Raw genomic sequence first — 16,850 nt, 5'->3', positions numbered from 1 at the left:
GAGCCAGTTATAGACGATGCAGAAAGCAGCCCGTGGGGCCCCGGGCAGGATTTGTGTTGTTGATGAGTAAACCCGCGGAAAAGCCCGAGATCGTCGAGCTTCCGGCCGATGCGCCGGCGCTCGGACCGGCAAGCCAGCGTCGGGCCGCGCAGCAGCGGGTGCGCGAGGCGCGCGACCGGTTAACGTCGACATCGGGAACGCGGCCGGCCTTCGATCGCGAGCTGCTGCGGCAATACGCCCAGACCCGCATCTCCGCCTCCTACATCGTGATGCTGCTGGTCGTGGCGACCGGCCTGATGCTCAGCGTCTGGCTGCATGCGGTTGCCGCCGGCGCCTGGACGCTCGGCGTGCTCTGCATTCACGCCGCGATCGTCCGCAATTGCACGAACTTCCTCGCCGAACAGCCGTCGATGGCGGCGACGCGGCGCTGGCGCACGCGCTTCGTGCTGCTCGACCTGCTCTACGGCGTGTGCTGGATGGCGATCCTCATCCACCCCGCGCTCGCCGAGGTGTCGGGCACACTGATGATGTTCCTGATGCTGCTGGTGATCGCCGTCTCCAGCATGCTCGCCGCCAATCTGCCCGTCGCGGCCGTTGCGGTCACCGCGCCGGTAACCGTGGCGATCACGCTCAGCCTTGCGCTCTCCGGCACGTTCGACAACTATCTGCTGGCCGGATTTGCTGTCGCAGCCGAAGGCTATTTCGTGCTGCTGGCGCATCAGCTGCACTCGACCACGCTCGCGACGTTGGAGGCTCGCGCCGAGAAGGACGCGCTGATCGGCGAGCTCGAACAGGCCAAGGCGATCTCCGACGAGGCGCGTTACCGCGCCGAGGCCGCCAACGTGGCGAAGTCGCGCTTCCTCGCGCAGATGAGCCACGAACTGCGCACGCCCCTGAACGCCATCCTCGGCTTCTCCGAGGTGATGAAGAGCGAGATCTTCGGCAGCCACGCCGTGCCGGTCTACAAGGAATATTCCGCCGACATCCACAATTCCGGCGTCCACCTGCTCAACCTGATCAACGAGATCCTCGACCTGTCGCGGATCGAGGCCGGCCGTTACGAGCTGAACGAGGAGGCCGTCGCGCTGGTGCATGTCATCGCCGACTGCCACCATCTCCTGAAGCTGCGCGCATCGAGCCGTGGCATCACCATCCACGAAGTGTTCGAGCAGAGCATGCCGCGGCTGTGGGCAGATGAACGTGCGATCCGCCAGGTCGTGCTCAATCTGCTGTCCAACGCGATCAAGTTCACCCCGCAGGGCGGCGAGATCTGGCTGAAGGCGGGTTGGACCGCATCCGGCGGCCAATATCTCAGCGTCAAGGACACCGGCTCAGGCATCCCCGAGAACGAGATCCCGATCGTGCTCGCCTCGTTCGGCCAGGGCTCGAACTCGATCAAATCGGCCGAACAGGGCGCAGGCCTGGGCTTGCCGATCGCCAAGAACCTGATCGAGATGCATGGCGGCACGTTCACGCTGAAATCGAAGGTCCGCATCGGCACCGAGGTGATCGTCACCTTCCCGCCGGAGCGGGTGATGTCGGCGCTGGCCCCGCTGTCCGACGAGGCGCCGCCGCTGCAACCCGATCACGCCGCCGCACCCGCTCAGGAGAAGCGGCGGCTGCTGCGCAAACCGATCATGAATGCCGGAACGGGACTGTGAGATGATGGCACTTGCAAAGCCGGACCAGAACCTTTTTGACTTGCCTCATGAGCCAGGACACGCCCTGCATCGCCGTCTGCATGATCGACCCGAAGACCAAGCTGTGCTTCGGCTGCGGCCGCACGCTGCCGGAGATCGCGCGCTGGGGCAGCATGTCGCGCGACGAGCGGCTCGCCTTGATGGACGGGCTTCGCGCGCGCATGCACGACGCCGGCCTGCCCGCGATGGCGCCCCGGCGCGGCTGAACGCGGCCGGCCGCAGCGGAGGCGCGGCATGAACAAAGTCGTGCTCGTTCTCGTCACCATGGTGCTCACCGCGGGCGCCGTCATCGTCTACAAGGACCCCGAGCAGGCCGCGCTCGCCAGCGACACCGTGTCAGAGGTGCTGCGCAGCCGCGCGCTCAGGGCGAAGGCGACACCCAAGACAAATGCCGTCGAGATCGAACGCACCCGAGGCGGCGAGTTCGCGCTGCGCGCCAAGATCAACGGCGTCACGGCGCCGATGGTGGTCGACACCGGCGCCACCTCCGTCGTGCTGACCTATGAGACGGCCAAGGCCGCGGGCCTGCCGCTCGAACTGCTCGACTATGATGTCGACGTCGAGACCGCCGGCGGCCACACCAAGGCTGCGCGGCTGACCTTGGACCGGCTGGCGATCGGCAAGCTGGTCGAGCGTTCGGTGCCGGCACTGGTGGTGCGCAATGGCCAGATGAAGACCAACCTGCTCGGCATGAGCTTTCTCGACCGGCTCGAACGCATCGAGATGCACTCCGACCGGTTGATGCTGCACGGCTATCCCGATCGCAGCTGACGCGCGTCGCGGCGTGCGTCGTCGCCTTGCGGGAGCGTCAGGTCCCGGCCGACGCTCTCCGCCACGGCCGACACCCTGCCCCAGCGCCGCACGTCAGGCTGTGGCTGAGCTGCCGACCACGAACGGGCCAGGTCAGGCCAGCGCGGCCGCCAGGGCACGCTCCTCGACCATCGCCACCGCCTCGCGCAGCACCTCGATGCCGGCATCGGGCTTGACGCCGCGCTCGGCAAGATGGCGGCGAAAGGCGCGCGCGCCGGGCACCGCGTGATAGGCACCGACGAGGTGCCGCGTGATGGCATGCAGCCGCGCGCCCTGCCCGATCTGGCGTTCGATGTACGGTTCGAGTGCCGCCAGCGCGTCCTTCATCGTCTGGTGTGGCGCGGCCTCGCCGAACAGCACGGGGTCCACATCGAGCAGCCGCCACGGCTCCTGATAGGCGGCGCGCCCGAGCATCACGCCATCGACATGCGCGAGATGACCTCGCGCCGCCGCGATGCTGGTGATGCCGCCATTGATGATGACGGGCACGTGCGGCAGCCGCGCCTTGAGCCGGTACACCCGGTCATAGTCGAGCGGCGGGATGTCGCGGTTCTCCTTCGGCGACAGACCGTTCAACCACGCCTTGCGGGCATGCACGATGAGCGCGTCGGCGCCGCTATCGACGACCGCATCCGCCAGCGCATCGAGCGCGACTTCGGGATCCTGATCATCGATGCCGATACGGCACTTCACAGTGACCGGAATCCTCACCACGCGCTTCATCGCGGCAACGCAGGCTGCGACCAAGGCGGGCTCGGCCATCAGGCACGCGCCGAAGCGGCCGTCCTTCACGCGATCCGACGGGCAGCCGACATTGAGATTGATTTCGTCGTAACCGAACTCCTCGCCGATCTCGGCCGAGGTCGCGAGATCGGCCGGATCGGAACCGCCGAGCTGCAGCGCCACCGGATGCTCGCTCGCATCGAAGCCGAGCAGCCGTGCGCGATCGCCGTGGATGACGGCGCCGGTGGTCACCATCTCGGTATAGAGCAGCGCACGGCGCGACAGCAGCCGATGGAACATGCGGCAATGCCGGTCCGTCCAATCCATCATCGGCGCCACGGAGAAGCGCCAAGGCATTGGCGCTTCTCTTCCTGTAGTTTCAATCATTTAGGTGCCACACCAAAGGTATCCGATCACCGCCTATGTTCGTCGATTTCCATCCACCGCACGTACCACAAAGTCGTACCGCGGGGATTGCTTGTCGCGGAAACCGGCAACCCTGGAGGCACCTAGTGGGAATGATCTCCGCTCGCAAGCGCAAAGTCGGCACCATGCCCCTCCGGCCCAGTCCGCCCTCATCAAGCGCGGCGCGGAGATCCGATCAAGGCCGGCCTTGCAATGCCCTCACGCCAATGGCTTCCGATCATACGCCAGTCTGCGAGATGAACTTGGTATTGAAGTAACCTTCCATCGCCTCGGTGCCGCCTTCCGAGCCGTAGCCGGAATCCTTGATCCCGCCGAACGGGACTTCAGGCAGCGCGAGACCGAAGCTGTTGATCGACATCATGCCGGCCTCGACCGCCGCGCCGATCGCGGTTGCAGTCTTCGTCGAGCTGGTGAAGGCATAGGAGGCGAGGCCAAACGGCAGACGGTTGGCCTCCTCGACCACTTGGTCGAAGGTGGAGAAGCGCGAGATCAGCGCCAGGGGAGCGAACGGTTCCTCGTTCATGGCGCGCGCCTCCTTCGGCACGTCGCTGACCACGGTGGGGGCGTAGAAATAGCCCTTGTTGCCGATCCGGTGGCCGCCGGTCTCCAGCCTGGCCCCCTTGCCGACCGCGTCCTGCACCATGCCCTCGATCGCGGTGACGCGGCGTGGATTGGCGAGCGGGCCCATCCTGGATTCCGGATCGAGACCGTTGCCGACCTTGAAGGCCTTGGCGCCGTCCACGAACCTGTCGACGAACTCGTGGAACACCTCGTCCTGCACCAGCATGCGCGTCGGCGAGATGCAGACCTGGCCGGCATTGCGATACTTTGCCGCCGCCAGGATCTTTGCGGCCGAGGCGACATCGGCATCCTTGAACACGATCGCTGGCGCGTGGCCGCCGAGCTCCATCGTGGCACGCTTCATGTGCAGGCCGGCGAGCGCGTTGAGCTGCTTGCCGACATGGGTGGAGCCGGTGAAGGAGATCTTGCGGATCACGGGATGCGGGATCAGATATTCGGAGATTTCAGACGGCACGCCGTAGACGAGATTGACGACGCCATCGGGGACGCCCGCGTCCGCGAACGCACGAATGAGCTGCGCTGGCGAGGCCGGCGTCTCCTCCGGCGCCTTGACGATGATCGAGCAGCCGGCGGCGAGTGCGGCTGAGAGCTTACGCACGACCTGGTTGATCGGGAAATTCCAGGGGGTGAACGCCGCGACTGGGCCGACCGGCTCCTTGATCGCGATCTGGTAGATGCCCGGACCGCGCGCCGGGATCAGGCGGCCATAGGCGCGCTTGGCTTCTTCGGCAAACCATTCGATGACGTCCGCTGCGGCCATCGCCTCCATCTTGGCCTCGGTCAACGTCTTGCCCTGCTCCATCGTCAGCAGCGGCGCGATCTCGTCATTGCGCTCGCGCATGATCGCGGCGGCCTTGCGCATGATGCGGCAGCGCTCGAACGGCGCGACGCTGCGCCAGAGCTTGAAGCCCGCGGCGGCGGCGGCCAGCGCCTCGTCGAGGTCGGCCTTGCCAGCGTGGGCGACGGTGCCGATGATCTCTTCGGTCGCTGGATTTCTGATGTCGAGGACGTTGCCCGATTGGGCGGACCGCCATCGGCCGCCGATGAAGAGCTGCGTGTTCGAATAGGCCAATGGACCCTCCCTCTCGTTCCGTGTTGCCTGCTTCAAGCGGCGCCGTGACCAATCGTATCCGCCGCCTGCGTCATCTCCGGTCCGAGGTAGAGGCGGAAGCGCGGTTCGGCGACGAGCGAGCGGAAGTCCGCCACCGGGGTGACACCACCGCCGGCCACGAACAGAAAACGGCCGGCGATCTCGGCGAGAATGTCGAGATGCCAGGAGGCCGTCGGATGCATGCAGAGGATCACCAGCCGGCCCTCGCTCACGAGCTTGCGGAAGAAGTCGAGCATGAAGCCGATATAGCCGTCCTGGAGGTTGAACTGCGGCTCGTCAAACAGATGCACGAGCGGCGTCGCCGTGGGCGACGGCGCCAGGAGCACCGACGGAACCCGCTTGCGAAAGCGCCTGACTTGATAGGACTGGTGATAATGAATCGCGAGCCGGTCGCGCTCGCGATATTTGACGGCATGGATATCGGTGCCCCCGACCAGCACGCGGCCCGAGGTCGGCGCGTTCGAGCCCGTCATCATCTCGAACAGGGTGGTCTTGCCCGCACCGTTCGGCCCGACGACGCCGACGATGCCCGGCTCGGCCAGCGACAGATCGGCTTCGAGCGTGAAGGTCGGGCGGCGGACAATGCGTCCCCTGGTGTAGACCTTGCGGACACGGTCGAGAACGAGCAGCGGTGCGGTCACTTAGTGGACTCCCAGCAGGCGCTGACGAAGCAAGCGGTCATCACGCAGCGCTGTGGCCTCGCCGGTCCAGACGATCCTGCCGCGGTCGAGCACGGCGGCATGGTCGGCAACCGACAGCGCAATCTCCGCGTTCTGCTCGACCACCAGCGAGGCGATGCCTTCCTGTTTCATGCGGGTGATGGTCGCGAGCACATCACCAACGATCTTTGGCGCAAGCCCCTGACTCGGCTCGTCGAACAGCACCAGCCCGGGCGAGCCGACCAGCGCACGCGCGATCGCCACCATCTGCATCTCGCCGCCCGACAGGTTTTCGCAGTCGCGCTCCATCAGATAGGCGAGCGGCGAGAAGATCTCGCTCGCTTCCTTGACGGTCCAGCGCCGGAAGCGCGTGCGCTTCTGCGCAATCGCGAGGTTGCGCGCCACCGAGAGAGTTGGACATAGCCGCCGGTCGTCGGGCACCCAGCCGATGCCCGCGCGAGCGATCTCATGGGTCGGCTCGCGCGTCACCTCACGGCCGTCGAACCGGACCGCGCCGCGCCGCGGTCGCGTCAGCCCGAGGATCGAGCGGAGCATGGTGGTCTTGCCGGCGCCGTTCGGCCCGAGCAGCGCAAAGACCTTTGCGTGCGCGATCGCAAGCGAGGCGCCGAACAGCGCCTGGGTCTCGCCATAGTAGGTATCGATCGCGTCCACCTCGAGGATCATGCGAATTTTCCCAGGTTCGAACGGCGGACCCATTCGTTCCGCTGCAACTCCTGCGGCGTACCGCGCGCCACCACCTGCCCCCAATGGATGACCGAGATGCGGTCGGCGAGCGAGAACAGGAATTCCATGTCATGCTCGATGGCGACGATCGTGAGCTTGCCCTTCAGCTGCGCGACCAGGGTGGCGAGCCGTTGCACGCCGTCGGAGCCGAGGCCGGAGGTCGGCTCGTCCAGGCAGAGCACCCGCGGCGCCTGGGCCAGCGCGACCGCAATCTCCAGCGCGCGACGATCGCCATAGGAGAGATCCTTGGCGCGAACATCCGCTTTGTCGGCAAGCCCGACCGCTGCAAGCGCTCCGGACGCCTGGTCGAGGAGGCTGCGGTCGCCGGCCGCCGCGCGGATCATGTCGAGGCCGCGCGCGCGAAACGCGGGCAAGCCCATCATGACGTTGTCGCGGGCGGAGAACTCGTCGAACAGCGTCATGATCTGGAACGAGCGGGCAATGCCCTTGGCGGCGATGCGATGCGGGCTCAGGCCGGTGACGTCCTCGCCGCCGAGCCGGATCGATCCGCGGTCAGGCTTCACGCGTCCCGTCAGGACGTTGAAGAAGGTGGTCTTGCCGGCGCCGTTCGGTCCCATCACGCCGTGGAATTCGCCTTCGGCAACGGCAAGGTCGACGCTTTCCAGCACCACGCGATCGCCGAAGCGGACATGCACGCCAGCGGCCTCGATCATGCTCATCGGCCGCCTCCGAACAACAGCCGCATCGCGGAGCTGCCACGTCGGCGCAGCGCATTCAACGAATGCTGCTGCATGGCGGCTGCGATCGCCCCCGCGATGCCCTCGGGGCGGAACAGCACGATCGCCATGAACAGCAGCCCGAAATAGAGCATCCAGGCATTGGTGAACGCGCCGATCACGTCGCGTGCGGTGAGAAACAGCAGCACGCCGATCACCGGGCCCCAGAAACTAACGAGGCCGCCGCCGACCAGCGTCATCATCACGACGTAGCCGGACTGGTGGAGGCTCATGACATCCGGGAATGCGGCAAGCTGCGCCATCGCGAACAGGCCGCCGGCAAAGCCGGACAGCGCGGCCGACAGCGTGAAGACCGAGGCCTTGTAGAGCCAGACGTTGTATCCGAGATGGGCGGCGCGGACCTCGCTCTGCTTGATCGCCGCGATCACACGACCGTAGGGCGAGTGCACCAGGCGCCACAGCACGACGATGCCGACCGCGAAGACGGCGAGCACGAAATAGTAGAACGCGACATTGTCGGTGAGATCGAACGACACCACGCCGAAATCGGCCGGCAGCCGCCTGATCTTGAGCAGGCCGTCCTCGCCGCCGGTGACGCGGTGCGATTTGATCGACAGCGTCCAGAAGATCTGACCGAAGGCGATCGTCATGAAGGCGTAGTAAATGCCGCGGCGATGGGAAATGAACAGCGCGACGATCGCTCCGGCGACCCCTGCGGCGAGCGCGGCGGCGGCGAGGCAGATCCAGAGATTGGCGACGATATCGAACTGGCACAGTCCGAACGCGTAGGCGCCGATGCCGAAATACGCGCCGTGCCCGAACGACGGCAATCCGGCTGTGCCCAGCACCAGATTGAAGGCCAGCGCATAGAGCGCCCAGATCAGGATTTCGATCCCGAGATAGGGATACAACCCGATCCGCGCAATCCAGAGCGGCACCGTTGCAAGCACGAGCCAGAGCAGCAGCATCGTCGGCGTGACGAGGCGCACCGCATCGGACGAGGTGGTCGAACCCACGATCATGTCCTACACCTCGAGCACGCTTTTCTTGCCCCAGAGGCCGCGCGCACGGAACGTCACGACGGCAACGAGCAGAATGTACATTGACAGCAGCGACCATTCGGACGCGTAGGCCCCGGCAAGGCCGACGCACAGCCCGACCAGCAGGCCGGCCACGACGGCGCCCCAGAAGCTTCCGACGCCGCCGAGCACGATCACGAGGAACGCCGGGATGACGGCATCAACGCCCATATGCGGGCGGATGCCCCAGATCGGCGCGACGATGATGCCCGCCACCGCAGCGAGCATGGTTCCGAACACGAAGACCAGCAACCTGAGCCGCGCCAGATTGATGCCGAGCGCGCGTACGATCTCGCTGTCATGGGCGCCGGCCTTCACGGTTGCACCGAACGAGGTCTTCTCGATCAGCAGCCAGACCAGACCGATGATCCCCGCCGCAATGCCGGCCGCGTAGAACCGATAGCTCGACCAGATCAGGTCGCCGAACAGGAAGCCGCCGTTGACGGCGGACGGCACCTGCAGGACATAGTCGCGCGTGCCCCAGACGAGGCGGATGAGCTCCTCGATCACCATCGCCGCGCCGAACGTCAACAGCAGGCCATAGAGCGGGTCCTTGCCGTAGGTGCGCCGCATGCAGACTTCGATGACCATACCAACGAGGCTGACGACGAGCGGCGCGACGAGCAGCGCCGCCGCGTAGCGCCAGCCGAGCGGCAGCGCGAGCCACACTTTGGCGACATCCGCCGGCAGCGGCGGACGCGGCCCGGTGAGCTGCATGGCGACATACGCTCCCAGGGCAAACAGCGAGCCGTGCGCCAGATTGATCTGCTCCATCAGCCCGACGATGAGCATGAATCCGAGCGCGATCAGCGCGAACAACAGGCCCAGCGTGAGCCCGTTGACGAGATGCGGAAGAAGGTCGAACACGGGTTGTGGTCTCGCAACTTGGCATGGTCCCCGCCCGGTGCGCTTGGCCCCGGGCCGGCGGCGCGAGCGGCGCGCCGCCTTCTGCGACTTGACGAACCGCCGTCAGGAGTCGACCGTCGGCACCTGCTCATAGGGCGTCAGCTTGCATTTGGCAGGCGCCGCATCGTCGGCCGCCGATTTCGGCTCCGTCCAGCTGATGATCTCGTACAGATCGGTGGCGTCGGCAGGCTTGGCATTGCGCCGTGCCAGATAGATCGTCTGCTGCATCTGGTGGGTCGCCGGGTCCATGTAGGCGTCGAAATGCTGCATGCGGTCGGTCGCGGAGACCTTGAGGGTCTCCAGCTCCTTGATGATCTTGACGTTGTTGGTCGAACCGGCGCGCTCGATGGCGCGCAGCAATTCGCGCGTCGCCATGTAGCCGTTGTAGGACACATTGCCGGGCACCGGAATCGGACCATCCTTGTTGACGGCCTGCCACTTCTTGACGAACTCGGTGACACCCGGCAGCGGAAGCTTGTGATACCAAGTCGTCCCGAACACGCCGAACAGGCTGTCCGGCGCGCCCCAGACGTCCGGCCAGTCCTGCTGATTGTTGATCCAGGCGGGCTTGCCGTCGAGCTTGAGCTGCGCCACCTGCTCGCGCAGTGCCTTGATGTCGTCGCCGCCGATCGCCGTCGCGACGACGTCCGGCTTGGCCTGCTGGATCTTCAGGAGATAGGCCGTGAAGTCGCGCGTATTCTGAGGCACCAGCAGATTATCGATGATCTTTCCGCCGGCCCCCTCGACCTGCGCCTTGGTGGCGGCCGACGTCGTATGGCCCCAGACATAGTCGTTGGTCAGCAGCATCCAGTTCTTGCCGATGGACTCGACCGCGTTCTTGACCGACGCCTTGGAAAAGTTGGTGCCGTTGCCGTCCCAGACGAACTTGACGCGCGAACAGTTCTCGCCGGCCTCGCTCGGCGCCGAGGAGTTGGTGTTGAGGTAGATCACGCCGTATTTGCTGGCGACCTGGGTGATGGCGTTGGCAACACCGGAATGCAGCGCGCCAATCAGGATCGTGCAGTCCTCGCGGGTGATGAAGCGCTCGGCAACACGGCTGCCCGTCGCCGGTGTGGTCTCGGTATCGGCGGTGATGAAGGTGACCGGACGACCGAGCACGCCGCCTTTGGCGTTGAACTCGTCGATGGCCATCTTGATGCCGCGGAAATCATCCTGCCCGCTATTGCCGTACTGGCCGCTGGCATCGCAGGTCAGGCCGAGCTTGATCGGCTTCGCGCCCTGCGCCCAGGCATGGTTCGCCTGCCATGGGCCAAAGAAACTGCCGGTGCCGCCAATGACGGCCGTCATCAGGCTGCCCTTCAGAACGCCTCGACGTGAAATCTGACGCCTCTTCATCGTTCCCTCCCGACCGTGAAGTGTCTTGTTGTTGGCGGTCAGAATATTCGTTTCATTTTATGTGTAAAGTGGAATATTTGATCCACGCGACAAAATGTCGTTAGAGAGCGGACCGACCTGGAGATTCGATTGATGAACAAGGCATCCGGCCCCACGAACTATGACGAGTTGCGCGGCGCGATCGCGCAGCGTCATAGAACTCTCTCCGGCCGCCTCCAGCAGATCGCCGAGTTCGTGCTCGACCACCCGACGGATGTCGCACTCGGGACCGTCGCAGAGGTGGCTCAGCGCTCGGGCGTGCCGCCGTCTGCCATCGTGCGCTTTGCGCACGCCCTGGGCTTTGGCGGCTTCACCGAGATGCAGCAGGTGTTCCGCTCGCGCCTCGTCGCCGGGGTGGCGCCAAGCTACAAGGCGCGGCTTGCGCGGATGAAGAGCGAGGAGAAATCAGTGCTCGGCCGACAGCCGGCCGCGGTGCTGTCGCGCTTCGTCTCGGAAGCGCAATCGGCGCTGGCGGCGCTGAGCCAGTCCGTGCACGCGCGCGAGCTCGACGCCGCGACCGCGATCCTCGCCAAAGCGCGCGACATCTACCTGGTCGGCCTCGGCGGCTCGTTTCCGGTCGCAACCCACCTCGCCTACGTGCTGCGCAAGCTGGGACGGCGCGTGGTCCTGCTCGACGGCACCGGCGGCAGCATTCACGAGCAGTCGCACGCTGCGACGCGCGACGATGCACTGGTCGCGATCAGCTTCCGCAACTACTATACCGATACGGCCCGGCTGTTTGCTGAGCTCGTCGGGCGCGGCGTGCCGACCATTTCCATCACCGACAGCCTGCTGAGCCCCATCGCCGAAGGCGCGAGCGTCGTGTTCGAGATCCAGGATATGCCCGAACCGGCGCTGCGCACGCTGGTGGCGCCGATGTGCCTGGTACAGGCCCTGGCGATCGGCCTCGATCTCGCGGTCGACTGACATTCGTGAATGGAGAAGATCATGGCATCGCATGAGGCGACGAAGATTCTGGCTGGCCGGGTTGCGCTGGTGACGGGCGCGGGACGTGGACTGGGCCGCGCCTTTGCGGAGAAGCTGGCCGCACTCGGCGCCGACGTCGCCATCCATGGCATGCGCGAGAACGGCCCGGCGGAATACGGCGAGGGCACCACGCTGACCGCCGTCGCCGCGGAGATTGGCCACAGCTTCGGCGCCCGCACCGCGCGCGCGCTGGGCGACCTCACCCAGGCCGACGACATTGCAAGAGTGGTCGCGGAAACCGAGGCGGCCCTCGGCCCGATCGACATTCTCGTCCACAATGCCGGGGGCGACATCGCGGCCAGCGGCGGCAAACCCGACCCGAACGACGCCGTCAACATCAAGGAGGCCGACGTGCGCGCGGTGCTGGACCGCAACCTGCTCTCGACGATCCTGACCTGCCAGGCCGTCGCGCGCGGCATGATGGAGCGCCGGCGCGGCCGCATCGTCACGCTGGGCTCGGTCGCCGCGTTCAAGGGCCGCACCAACAGCGCGATCTATGCGGTGGCGAAGGCGGGCGTGACGCACTACACGCGCTGCCTCGCCGATCAGCTCCGCCCCTACGACATCACGGTCAACTGCATCGCGCCCGGCGATACCCGCACCGGCCGCTTCCTCGGCACCCGCGCCGTCGACGCGAACCGTCTGGTCGAGAACGGCACGCTCGACCGCATCGCCACTGTCGACGAGGTCGCGCGCGTCGTCGAATTCTTCGCCGGTCCGATGGGAGCATTCGTTTCGGGTCAAGTGCTGCGCATCGATGGCGGCACTCAGTGCTGGCCGGCCTGATAGGACCGAGGCACGCCTACCCCAACCTACGATGGCGTCCCGTCGGATTCGACATCCGCGGGCAATGTCGATGTCGACTACGACAAATCGTGAGGCTTCTCGGATTTCTTAAGCCCGGCCAACGAATGAGCCAGGCGTTGCTCGAGGCCAACCGCCACGGAACTCCGTGGCGGCCCTTGCCTGCCTACGCAGGATGGGACCGCGGAAAGGCTAGGACCCCGCCCGAGCCTTGCTCGCGGCGATCTGGTGCAGTGCCCATCGCGCGTTCTTGCGCACGTCGGGATCGAGATCGTTGGCGACCAGCGCAAGGAACGGCTCGCCGTCGGGCGCGGCGATCTCGCCGAGCGCGGCCGCTGCCTCCTTGCGCAGATTGGCCTGCTCGTGGGTAATGCAATGACCGATCGGACGCACGGCCTGCACGATCTTCATGCGCCCGAGGCTGCGGATCGCCTTCAGGCGCACTTGCCAGAATTCATCCGCCAGGCATGCCATCAACGGATCGGCCGCGACCGCGCCATTGGCGTTGAGGCCGAGCGTCTCGGCTGCCATCTCGCGCACCATCCAGTCGGAATCCGCGAGCGCCCTGGTGATGGTCTCGGCCGCGATCTTCATGTGCGAGAACGCGAGCGCACTGACCGCAGCGCGCCGGACATGCGCATCGGGATCGCCGATCAGCGCCGTCAGCGCCGGAATCGACTCTTCCAGCTTGAGAAAGCCGATGACGCCGATCGCCTGCACGCGGACCGCGGCATCCGGATCCTGCAATGCCTCCAGCGCCGGCTTGAGCGTGTCCCTGCGCCGCAGTTCCTTCAGCGCGCGCAGCGCGCCGGTGCGAACGAAGGCATGGGCATGCTTCACGAGCGGCAGGATGGCATCGGCCGAGGCGGGATCCTTGAACTCGGCCAGGCTGTCGGCAGCCGCCGCGGCGACGATCCGCTCGGGATCGACGAGCAGTTGAACCAGCGCCTCCGCCGCCTCGGGTCCATCGAACTCGCCGAGCGCCATCGCGACCTGCTGGCGCACGCCGGCATCGGGATCGGCCACCATCTTCGCCAGATGCGCCACGGCGGCCGGATCGCCGGAATGTCCCAACGCGATGATCGCAACCCGCCGCTCCGCCGGATCGGCGGCGCCGAGCCGCTCGTCGGCGTCGTCGAGATCGTCATAGGATTCGAACGGGCTCGACATGATCACCTCAGCAGATAGGGAATGTTGACGGTGACGGCGCCGGTCGGGCAATCCGCCTCGCAGGGCATGCAGTACCAGCACTCGTCATAGGCCATGAAGGCCTTGCCGGTCATGTCGCTGATCCTGAGCACGTCGAGCGGGCAGACGTCGACGCACACCGTGCAGCCCTTGTCGGCGATGCATTTGGCGTCGTCGACGACGACCGGAACCGACGTCTGATAGGTGGCAAGAGGCATGTCTCGTTCTCCGTCTGATCGTCAGGCGCTGGCGCGGATGCGCTGCTTGTCGTAGAGGTCCTTCTCGTCGTCCGCGATCGGCACGACATAGGGCTGCACCGCCCGCTTTTCGCTGGTCATGCGGCCATCCTGCTTGCTGAGCAGCGTGTGACAGAACCAGTTCTCGTTGTCCTTCTCCGGAAAATCGGTGCGCCAATGATAGAGCCCCCAGCGGCTCTCCTCGCGGAACAGCGAGGCATGGGCGGCCATGTCCGCGCAATCCATGATCGACTGGACCTCCAGCGCGCGCAGCAACTCGTGCGCGTTGCGCGCGATCATGCGCTCCTGCATGTCCTCGCGGACCTCGGCCAGCCGGCGCATGCCGAGCTCGTACTTCCGCGTCACCTTCGGCGGCTGCAGATAGTCGTTGACCAGCCTCCGTGTCTTGTACTCGATCTGGTTCGGCGGAATGCCGTCCTCGCGCTTCGTCGGCGCCATCACGCGCTCGCGCTCCAGCGCGATCTCGCCGGCATCGATCGCGCCGAAATCATGATTGTCGGCGAACTCCATCGCGTCCAGCCCGGCGAACGACCCGTTGGTGAATGCGCCCAGCATGTAGTTGTGCGGAACGCTGGCCATGTCGCCGGCCGCATAGAGCCCGGGTACGGTCGTGCGGGCGTTGTCGTCGACGAACACGCCCGACGCGCTGTGGCCGGAGCAGAAGCCGATCTCGGAGATGTGCATCTCGATCGATTCCTTGCGGTAGTCGACGCCCCTTCCCTCCTGGAACAGTCCGCGCGTGGGACGCTCGACCTTGTGCAGGGTGTGCTCGATCTCCTCGATGGTCTTGTCGTGCAGGTGCTTGAGCTGCAGGAACACCGGCCCCTTGCCCGACAGCAGCTCGTTGTAGAACTCCAGCATCATCTGGCCCGACCAATAGTCGCATTCGATGAAGCGGCGATCCTCGTTGTTGGCGGTATAGGCGCCGAACGGACCGGCGACATAGGCGCAGGCCGGGCCGTTGTAATCCTTGATCAGCGGATTGATCTGGAAGCATTCGAGATTGGCAAGCGCCGCGCCTGCGTGATAGGCCATCGCGTAGCCGTCACCCGAATTGGCGGCGTTCTCATAGGTGCCGAACATGTAGCCCGAGGTCGGCAGCCCGAGCCGTCCCGCCGCGCCCATGCACAGGATCACCGCCTTGGCCTTGATCACCAGCATCTCGGCGGTGCGGGTGTTGACGCTGACCGCGCCGGCGATGCGGCCATCGCTCGACTTCAAGAGCCGCGTCGCCATGTAGCGGTTGGAGATCAGGATGCGCGCCCGGCGCAACTGACGGTACAGCGCCTTCTTGACGGTCTCGCCGTTCGGCATCGGCAGCACATAGGTGCCGATGTGGTGCACCTTCTTGACGGCATAGTCGCCGTTCTCGTTCTTGAGGAAGCGGATGCCGAAGCTGTCCAGCTCCTCGATGATGCCGTAGCAGCTCTGGGCGTATTTATAGACGGCCTTCTGGTCGACGATGCCGTCATTGGCGATCGTGATTTCCTTGGTGTACTGCTCCGGGGTCGCATAGCCGGGGATGACGGCGTTGTTCAGGCCGTCCATGCCCATCGAGATCGCGCCGGACCGCTTGACGTTCGCCTTCTCCAGCAGAACGACGTTCGCCTTGGGATTCTTCATCTTGGCTTTCAGGGCAGCCATCGGGCCGGCCGTGCCGCCGCCGATCACCAGCACGTCGCAGGACACCTCCGAGAGGCCGTCGACGATCTCATCCATTGCCATTCTAAGCTCCTGCTTGGCCGGGGTCACACCGGTCCGGATCAGACTTGTTCAGCGGGGGCACCCGGCGATAGCAATTAGTTGTCGCCTGAGCGCGTTTCTTCACGCCAGCCGGTCAGCGCTCGACGAACGCCTTCTCGATTACAAAATGACCGGGCGTGCTGTGGTTGCCCTCGGTGAAGCCGCGCTCCTCCAGCATCGCCTGAAGTTCGGCCAGCATCGCCGGGCTGCCGCACAGCATGACGCGATCGGTCCCGAGATCGAGATCGGGCCCGTCGATGTCGGCGAACATCTGCCCCGATGCGATCAGGTCGGTGATGCGGCCGCGGTTGCGGAACGGCTCACGCGTGACGGTCGGATAATAAAGCAGCCGGTCCCGGACCAGCGGGCCGAAGAATTCATGGCCGCGCAGGCCCTCGACGAGCTGCTCGCCATAGGCGAGCTCCGAGACCTGGCGGCAGCCATGAGCGAGCACGATGGTCTCATAGGTGTCGTAGATGTCGGGATCCTTGATCAGGCTGGCGAACGGCGCCAGCCCCGTCCCGGTCGACAGCAGCAGCAGCCGCCTGCCGGGAATGAGGTTGCCCGCGATCAGAGTTCCCGTCGCCTTGCGCCCGACCAGGATACGGTCACCTTCCTTGATCTTCTGCAGCCGCGATGTCAGCGGTCCATCCGCCACCTTGATGCTGAAGAACTCCAACGCTTCCTCATGATTGGCGCTCGCCATGCTGTAGGCGCGCATCAGCGGCCGGCCGTCGACCTCGAGCCCGATCATCGCGAACTGCCCGTTCTGGAAGCGGAAGCCGGGATCCCGCGTGGCGGTGAAGCTGAACAGCGACTCGGTCCAATGCCGGACCGACAACACCGTCTCGCTCTGAAAGGCGCTCATCCTCGTCTCCTGCGGCGCGACACGCGCCTTGTCTCCGGTTGCTGAGCACGATCTCGCGGAAACGGCGCGGTCCGGCAATTTCGAACGCGCTACGCCGGTGGATTAGGATCTGTACTCATAAATGGATTCCGTTAGCTGACGAACGGTGATTCACTCCCCTTAGGTGATTT

Annotated in this window: 17 protein-coding genes; 5 read left to right on the top strand and 12 right to left on the bottom strand. The window is 65.7% G+C overall.

Annotated features, from left to right (window positions below):
- Positions 1-62: 62 nt before the first annotated feature.
- From HL666_RS31305 to HL666_RS31295, 3 genes are read left to right on the top strand one after another with little or no spacing between them, the layout of a single operon-like run.
- The gene (locus HL666_RS31305) at positions 63-1,661 is read left to right on the top strand and encodes a sensor histidine kinase (RefSeq protein WP_172113404.1); all 1,599 of its coding nucleotides are present in this window, start codon (positions 63-65) and stop codon (positions 1,659-1,661) included.
- A gap of 47 nt (positions 1,662-1,708) precedes the next feature.
- Positions 1,709-1,906, top strand: a complete 198-nt coding sequence (locus tag HL666_RS31300) for a DUF1289 domain-containing protein (protein ID WP_172113403.1) — start codon at positions 1,709-1,711, stop codon at positions 1,904-1,906.
- Positions 1,907-1,934: 28 nt separating this feature from the next.
- Positions 1,935-2,471: a TIGR02281 family clan AA aspartic protease gene (locus tag HL666_RS31295; RefSeq protein ID WP_172185402.1), complete on the top strand. Its 537-nt coding sequence runs from the start codon at positions 1,935-1,937 to the stop codon at positions 2,469-2,471.
- 132 nt (positions 2,472-2,603) lie between these two features.
- On the opposite strand, the gene dusA is transcribed toward HL666_RS31295, so the two are convergent.
- From dusA to HL666_RS31255, 8 genes are all read right to left on the bottom strand, one after another.
- Positions 2,604-3,590 (bottom strand): tRNA dihydrouridine(20/20a) synthase DusA, encoded by a 987-nt coding sequence (gene dusA, locus HL666_RS31290; RefSeq protein ID WP_172185400.1) that lies wholly within the window; start codon positions 3,588-3,590, stop codon positions 2,604-2,606.
- A gap of 286 nt (positions 3,591-3,876) precedes the next feature.
- Complete coding sequence (locus tag HL666_RS31285) at positions 3,877-5,313, bottom strand: NAD-dependent succinate-semialdehyde dehydrogenase (RefSeq protein ID WP_172185398.1); 1,437 nt, start codon at positions 5,311-5,313, stop codon at positions 3,877-3,879.
- A gap of 32 nt (positions 5,314-5,345) precedes the next feature.
- Entirely contained in the window at positions 5,346-5,993 is a 648-nt protein-coding gene (locus HL666_RS31280; protein WP_172185396.1) for an ATP-binding cassette domain-containing protein, read from the bottom strand.
- Positions 5,994-6,695 carry an ABC transporter ATP-binding protein gene (locus tag HL666_RS31275; protein WP_172185394.1) on the bottom strand — a complete coding sequence of 234 codons (702 nt, stop codon included), beginning with the start codon at positions 6,693-6,695 and terminating at the stop codon, positions 5,994-5,996.
- On the bottom strand, positions 6,692-7,435 hold the full coding sequence (locus tag HL666_RS31270; RefSeq protein ID WP_172185392.1) for an ABC transporter ATP-binding protein: 744 nt from the start codon (positions 7,433-7,435) through the stop codon (positions 6,692-6,694). The genes HL666_RS31275 and HL666_RS31270 overlap by 4 nt, the downstream gene beginning before the upstream one ends.
- Positions 7,432-8,475, bottom strand: a complete 1,044-nt coding sequence (locus HL666_RS31265) for a branched-chain amino acid ABC transporter permease (RefSeq protein WP_172185390.1) — start codon at positions 8,473-8,475, stop codon at positions 7,432-7,434. Before HL666_RS31265 ends, HL666_RS31270 begins: the two co-directional genes overlap by 4 nt.
- Positions 8,476-8,478: 3 nt before the next feature.
- Complete coding sequence (locus tag HL666_RS31260) at positions 8,479-9,399, bottom strand: branched-chain amino acid ABC transporter permease (RefSeq protein WP_172134360.1); 921 nt, start codon at positions 9,397-9,399, stop codon at positions 8,479-8,481.
- 102 nt (positions 9,400-9,501) lie between these two features.
- Positions 9,502-10,794, bottom strand: a complete 1,293-nt coding sequence (locus HL666_RS31255) for an ABC transporter substrate-binding protein (protein WP_246741673.1) — start codon at positions 10,792-10,794, stop codon at positions 9,502-9,504.
- Between the two features lie 132 nt (positions 10,795-10,926).
- Between HL666_RS31255 and HL666_RS31250 the strand changes: the two genes are divergently transcribed.
- Together HL666_RS31250 and HL666_RS31245 are read left to right on the top strand one after the other, a co-directional pair.
- Positions 10,927-11,760 carry a MurR/RpiR family transcriptional regulator gene (locus tag HL666_RS31250; RefSeq protein WP_172113393.1) on the top strand — a complete coding sequence of 278 codons (834 nt, stop codon included), beginning with the start codon at positions 10,927-10,929 and terminating at the stop codon, positions 11,758-11,760.
- A 21-nt stretch (positions 11,761-11,781) separates the two neighbouring features.
- Positions 11,782-12,606, top strand: a complete 825-nt coding sequence (locus tag HL666_RS31245) for an SDR family NAD(P)-dependent oxidoreductase (protein WP_172185388.1) — start codon at positions 11,782-11,784, stop codon at positions 12,604-12,606.
- Positions 12,607-12,816: 210 nt separating this feature from the next.
- Here the strand turns inward: HL666_RS31245 and HL666_RS31240 are convergent, their stop codons facing one another.
- The 4 genes from HL666_RS31240 to HL666_RS31225 all read right to left on the bottom strand — a co-directional run bounded on the left by HL666_RS31240 (position 12,817) and on the right by HL666_RS31225 (position 16,680).
- The gene (locus tag HL666_RS31240; protein WP_172134363.1) at positions 12,817-13,794 is read right to left on the bottom strand and encodes a HEAT repeat domain-containing protein; all 978 of its coding nucleotides are present in this window, start codon (positions 13,792-13,794) and stop codon (positions 12,817-12,819) included.
- Positions 13,795-13,796: 2 nt separating this feature from the next.
- On the bottom strand, positions 13,797-14,030 hold the full coding sequence (locus tag HL666_RS31235) for a 4Fe-4S dicluster domain-containing protein (RefSeq protein ID WP_006609939.1): 234 nt from the start codon (positions 14,028-14,030) through the stop codon (positions 13,797-13,799).
- A gap of 21 nt (positions 14,031-14,051) precedes the next feature.
- Positions 14,052-15,794: a fumarate reductase/succinate dehydrogenase flavoprotein subunit gene (locus tag HL666_RS31230; RefSeq protein ID WP_172185386.1), complete on the bottom strand. Its 1,743-nt coding sequence runs from the start codon at positions 15,792-15,794 to the stop codon at positions 14,052-14,054.
- Between the two features lie 112 nt (positions 15,795-15,906).
- Positions 15,907-16,680: a ferredoxin--NADP reductase gene (locus tag HL666_RS31225; RefSeq protein WP_172113389.1), complete on the bottom strand. Its 774-nt coding sequence runs from the start codon at positions 16,678-16,680 to the stop codon at positions 15,907-15,909.
- Between the last annotated feature and the right edge of the window lie 170 nt (positions 16,681-16,850).

Origin of the sequence: Bradyrhizobium aeschynomenes (genome assembly GCF_013178945.1) — a bacterium.
In the GTDB taxonomy this organism is placed as follows: Bacteria; Pseudomonadota; Alphaproteobacteria; order Rhizobiales; family Xanthobacteraceae; genus Bradyrhizobium; species Bradyrhizobium aeschynomenes.
The sequence above is the reverse complement of the archived record's forward strand: the minus strand, read 5'-3'. Positions and strand labels throughout refer to the sequence as shown.

What these genes read in the sequence shown, in the direction of transcription:
- HL666_RS31225 (WP_172113389.1), bottom strand. Translation starts at nt 16,680, where the DNA reads ATGAGCGCCTTTCAGAGCGAGACGGTGTTGTCGGTCCGGCATTGGACC.
- HL666_RS31275 (WP_172185394.1), bottom strand. Translation starts at nt 6,695, where the DNA reads ATGATCCTCGAGGTGGACGCGATCGATACCTACTATGGCGAGACCCAG.
- HL666_RS31295 (WP_172185402.1), top strand. Translation starts at nt 1,935, where the DNA reads ATGAACAAAGTCGTGCTCGTTCTCGTCACCATGGTGCTCACCGCGGGC.
- HL666_RS31270 (WP_172185392.1), bottom strand. Translation starts at nt 7,435, where the DNA reads ATGAGCATGATCGAGGCCGCTGGCGTGCATGTCCGCTTCGGCGATCGC.
- HL666_RS31255 (WP_246741673.1), bottom strand. Translation starts at nt 10,794, where the DNA reads ATGAAGAGGCGTCAGATTTCACGTCGAGGCGTTCTGAAGGGCAGCCTG.
- HL666_RS31265 (WP_172185390.1), bottom strand. Translation starts at nt 8,475, where the DNA reads ATGATCGTGGGTTCGACCACCTCGTCCGATGCGGTGCGCCTCGTCACG.
- HL666_RS31245 (WP_172185388.1), top strand. Translation starts at nt 11,782, where the DNA reads ATGGCATCGCATGAGGCGACGAAGATTCTGGCTGGCCGGGTTGCGCTG.
- HL666_RS31305 (WP_172113404.1), top strand. Translation starts at nt 63, where the DNA reads ATGAGTAAACCCGCGGAAAAGCCCGAGATCGTCGAGCTTCCGGCCGAT.
- dusA (WP_172185400.1), bottom strand. Translation starts at nt 3,590, where the DNA reads ATGCCTTGGCGCTTCTCCGTGGCGCCGATGATGGATTGGACGGACCGG.
- HL666_RS31235 (WP_006609939.1), bottom strand. Translation starts at nt 14,030, where the DNA reads ATGCCTCTTGCCACCTATCAGACGTCGGTTCCGGTCGTCGTCGACGAC.
- HL666_RS31230 (WP_172185386.1), bottom strand. Translation starts at nt 15,794, where the DNA reads ATGGCAATGGATGAGATCGTCGACGGCCTCTCGGAGGTGTCCTGCGAC.
- HL666_RS31300 (WP_172113403.1), top strand. Translation starts at nt 1,709, where the DNA reads ATGAGCCAGGACACGCCCTGCATCGCCGTCTGCATGATCGACCCGAAG.
- HL666_RS31250 (WP_172113393.1), top strand. Translation starts at nt 10,927, where the DNA reads ATGAACAAGGCATCCGGCCCCACGAACTATGACGAGTTGCGCGGCGCG.
- HL666_RS31240 (WP_172134363.1), bottom strand. Translation starts at nt 13,794, where the DNA reads ATGTCGAGCCCGTTCGAATCCTATGACGATCTCGACGACGCCGACGAG.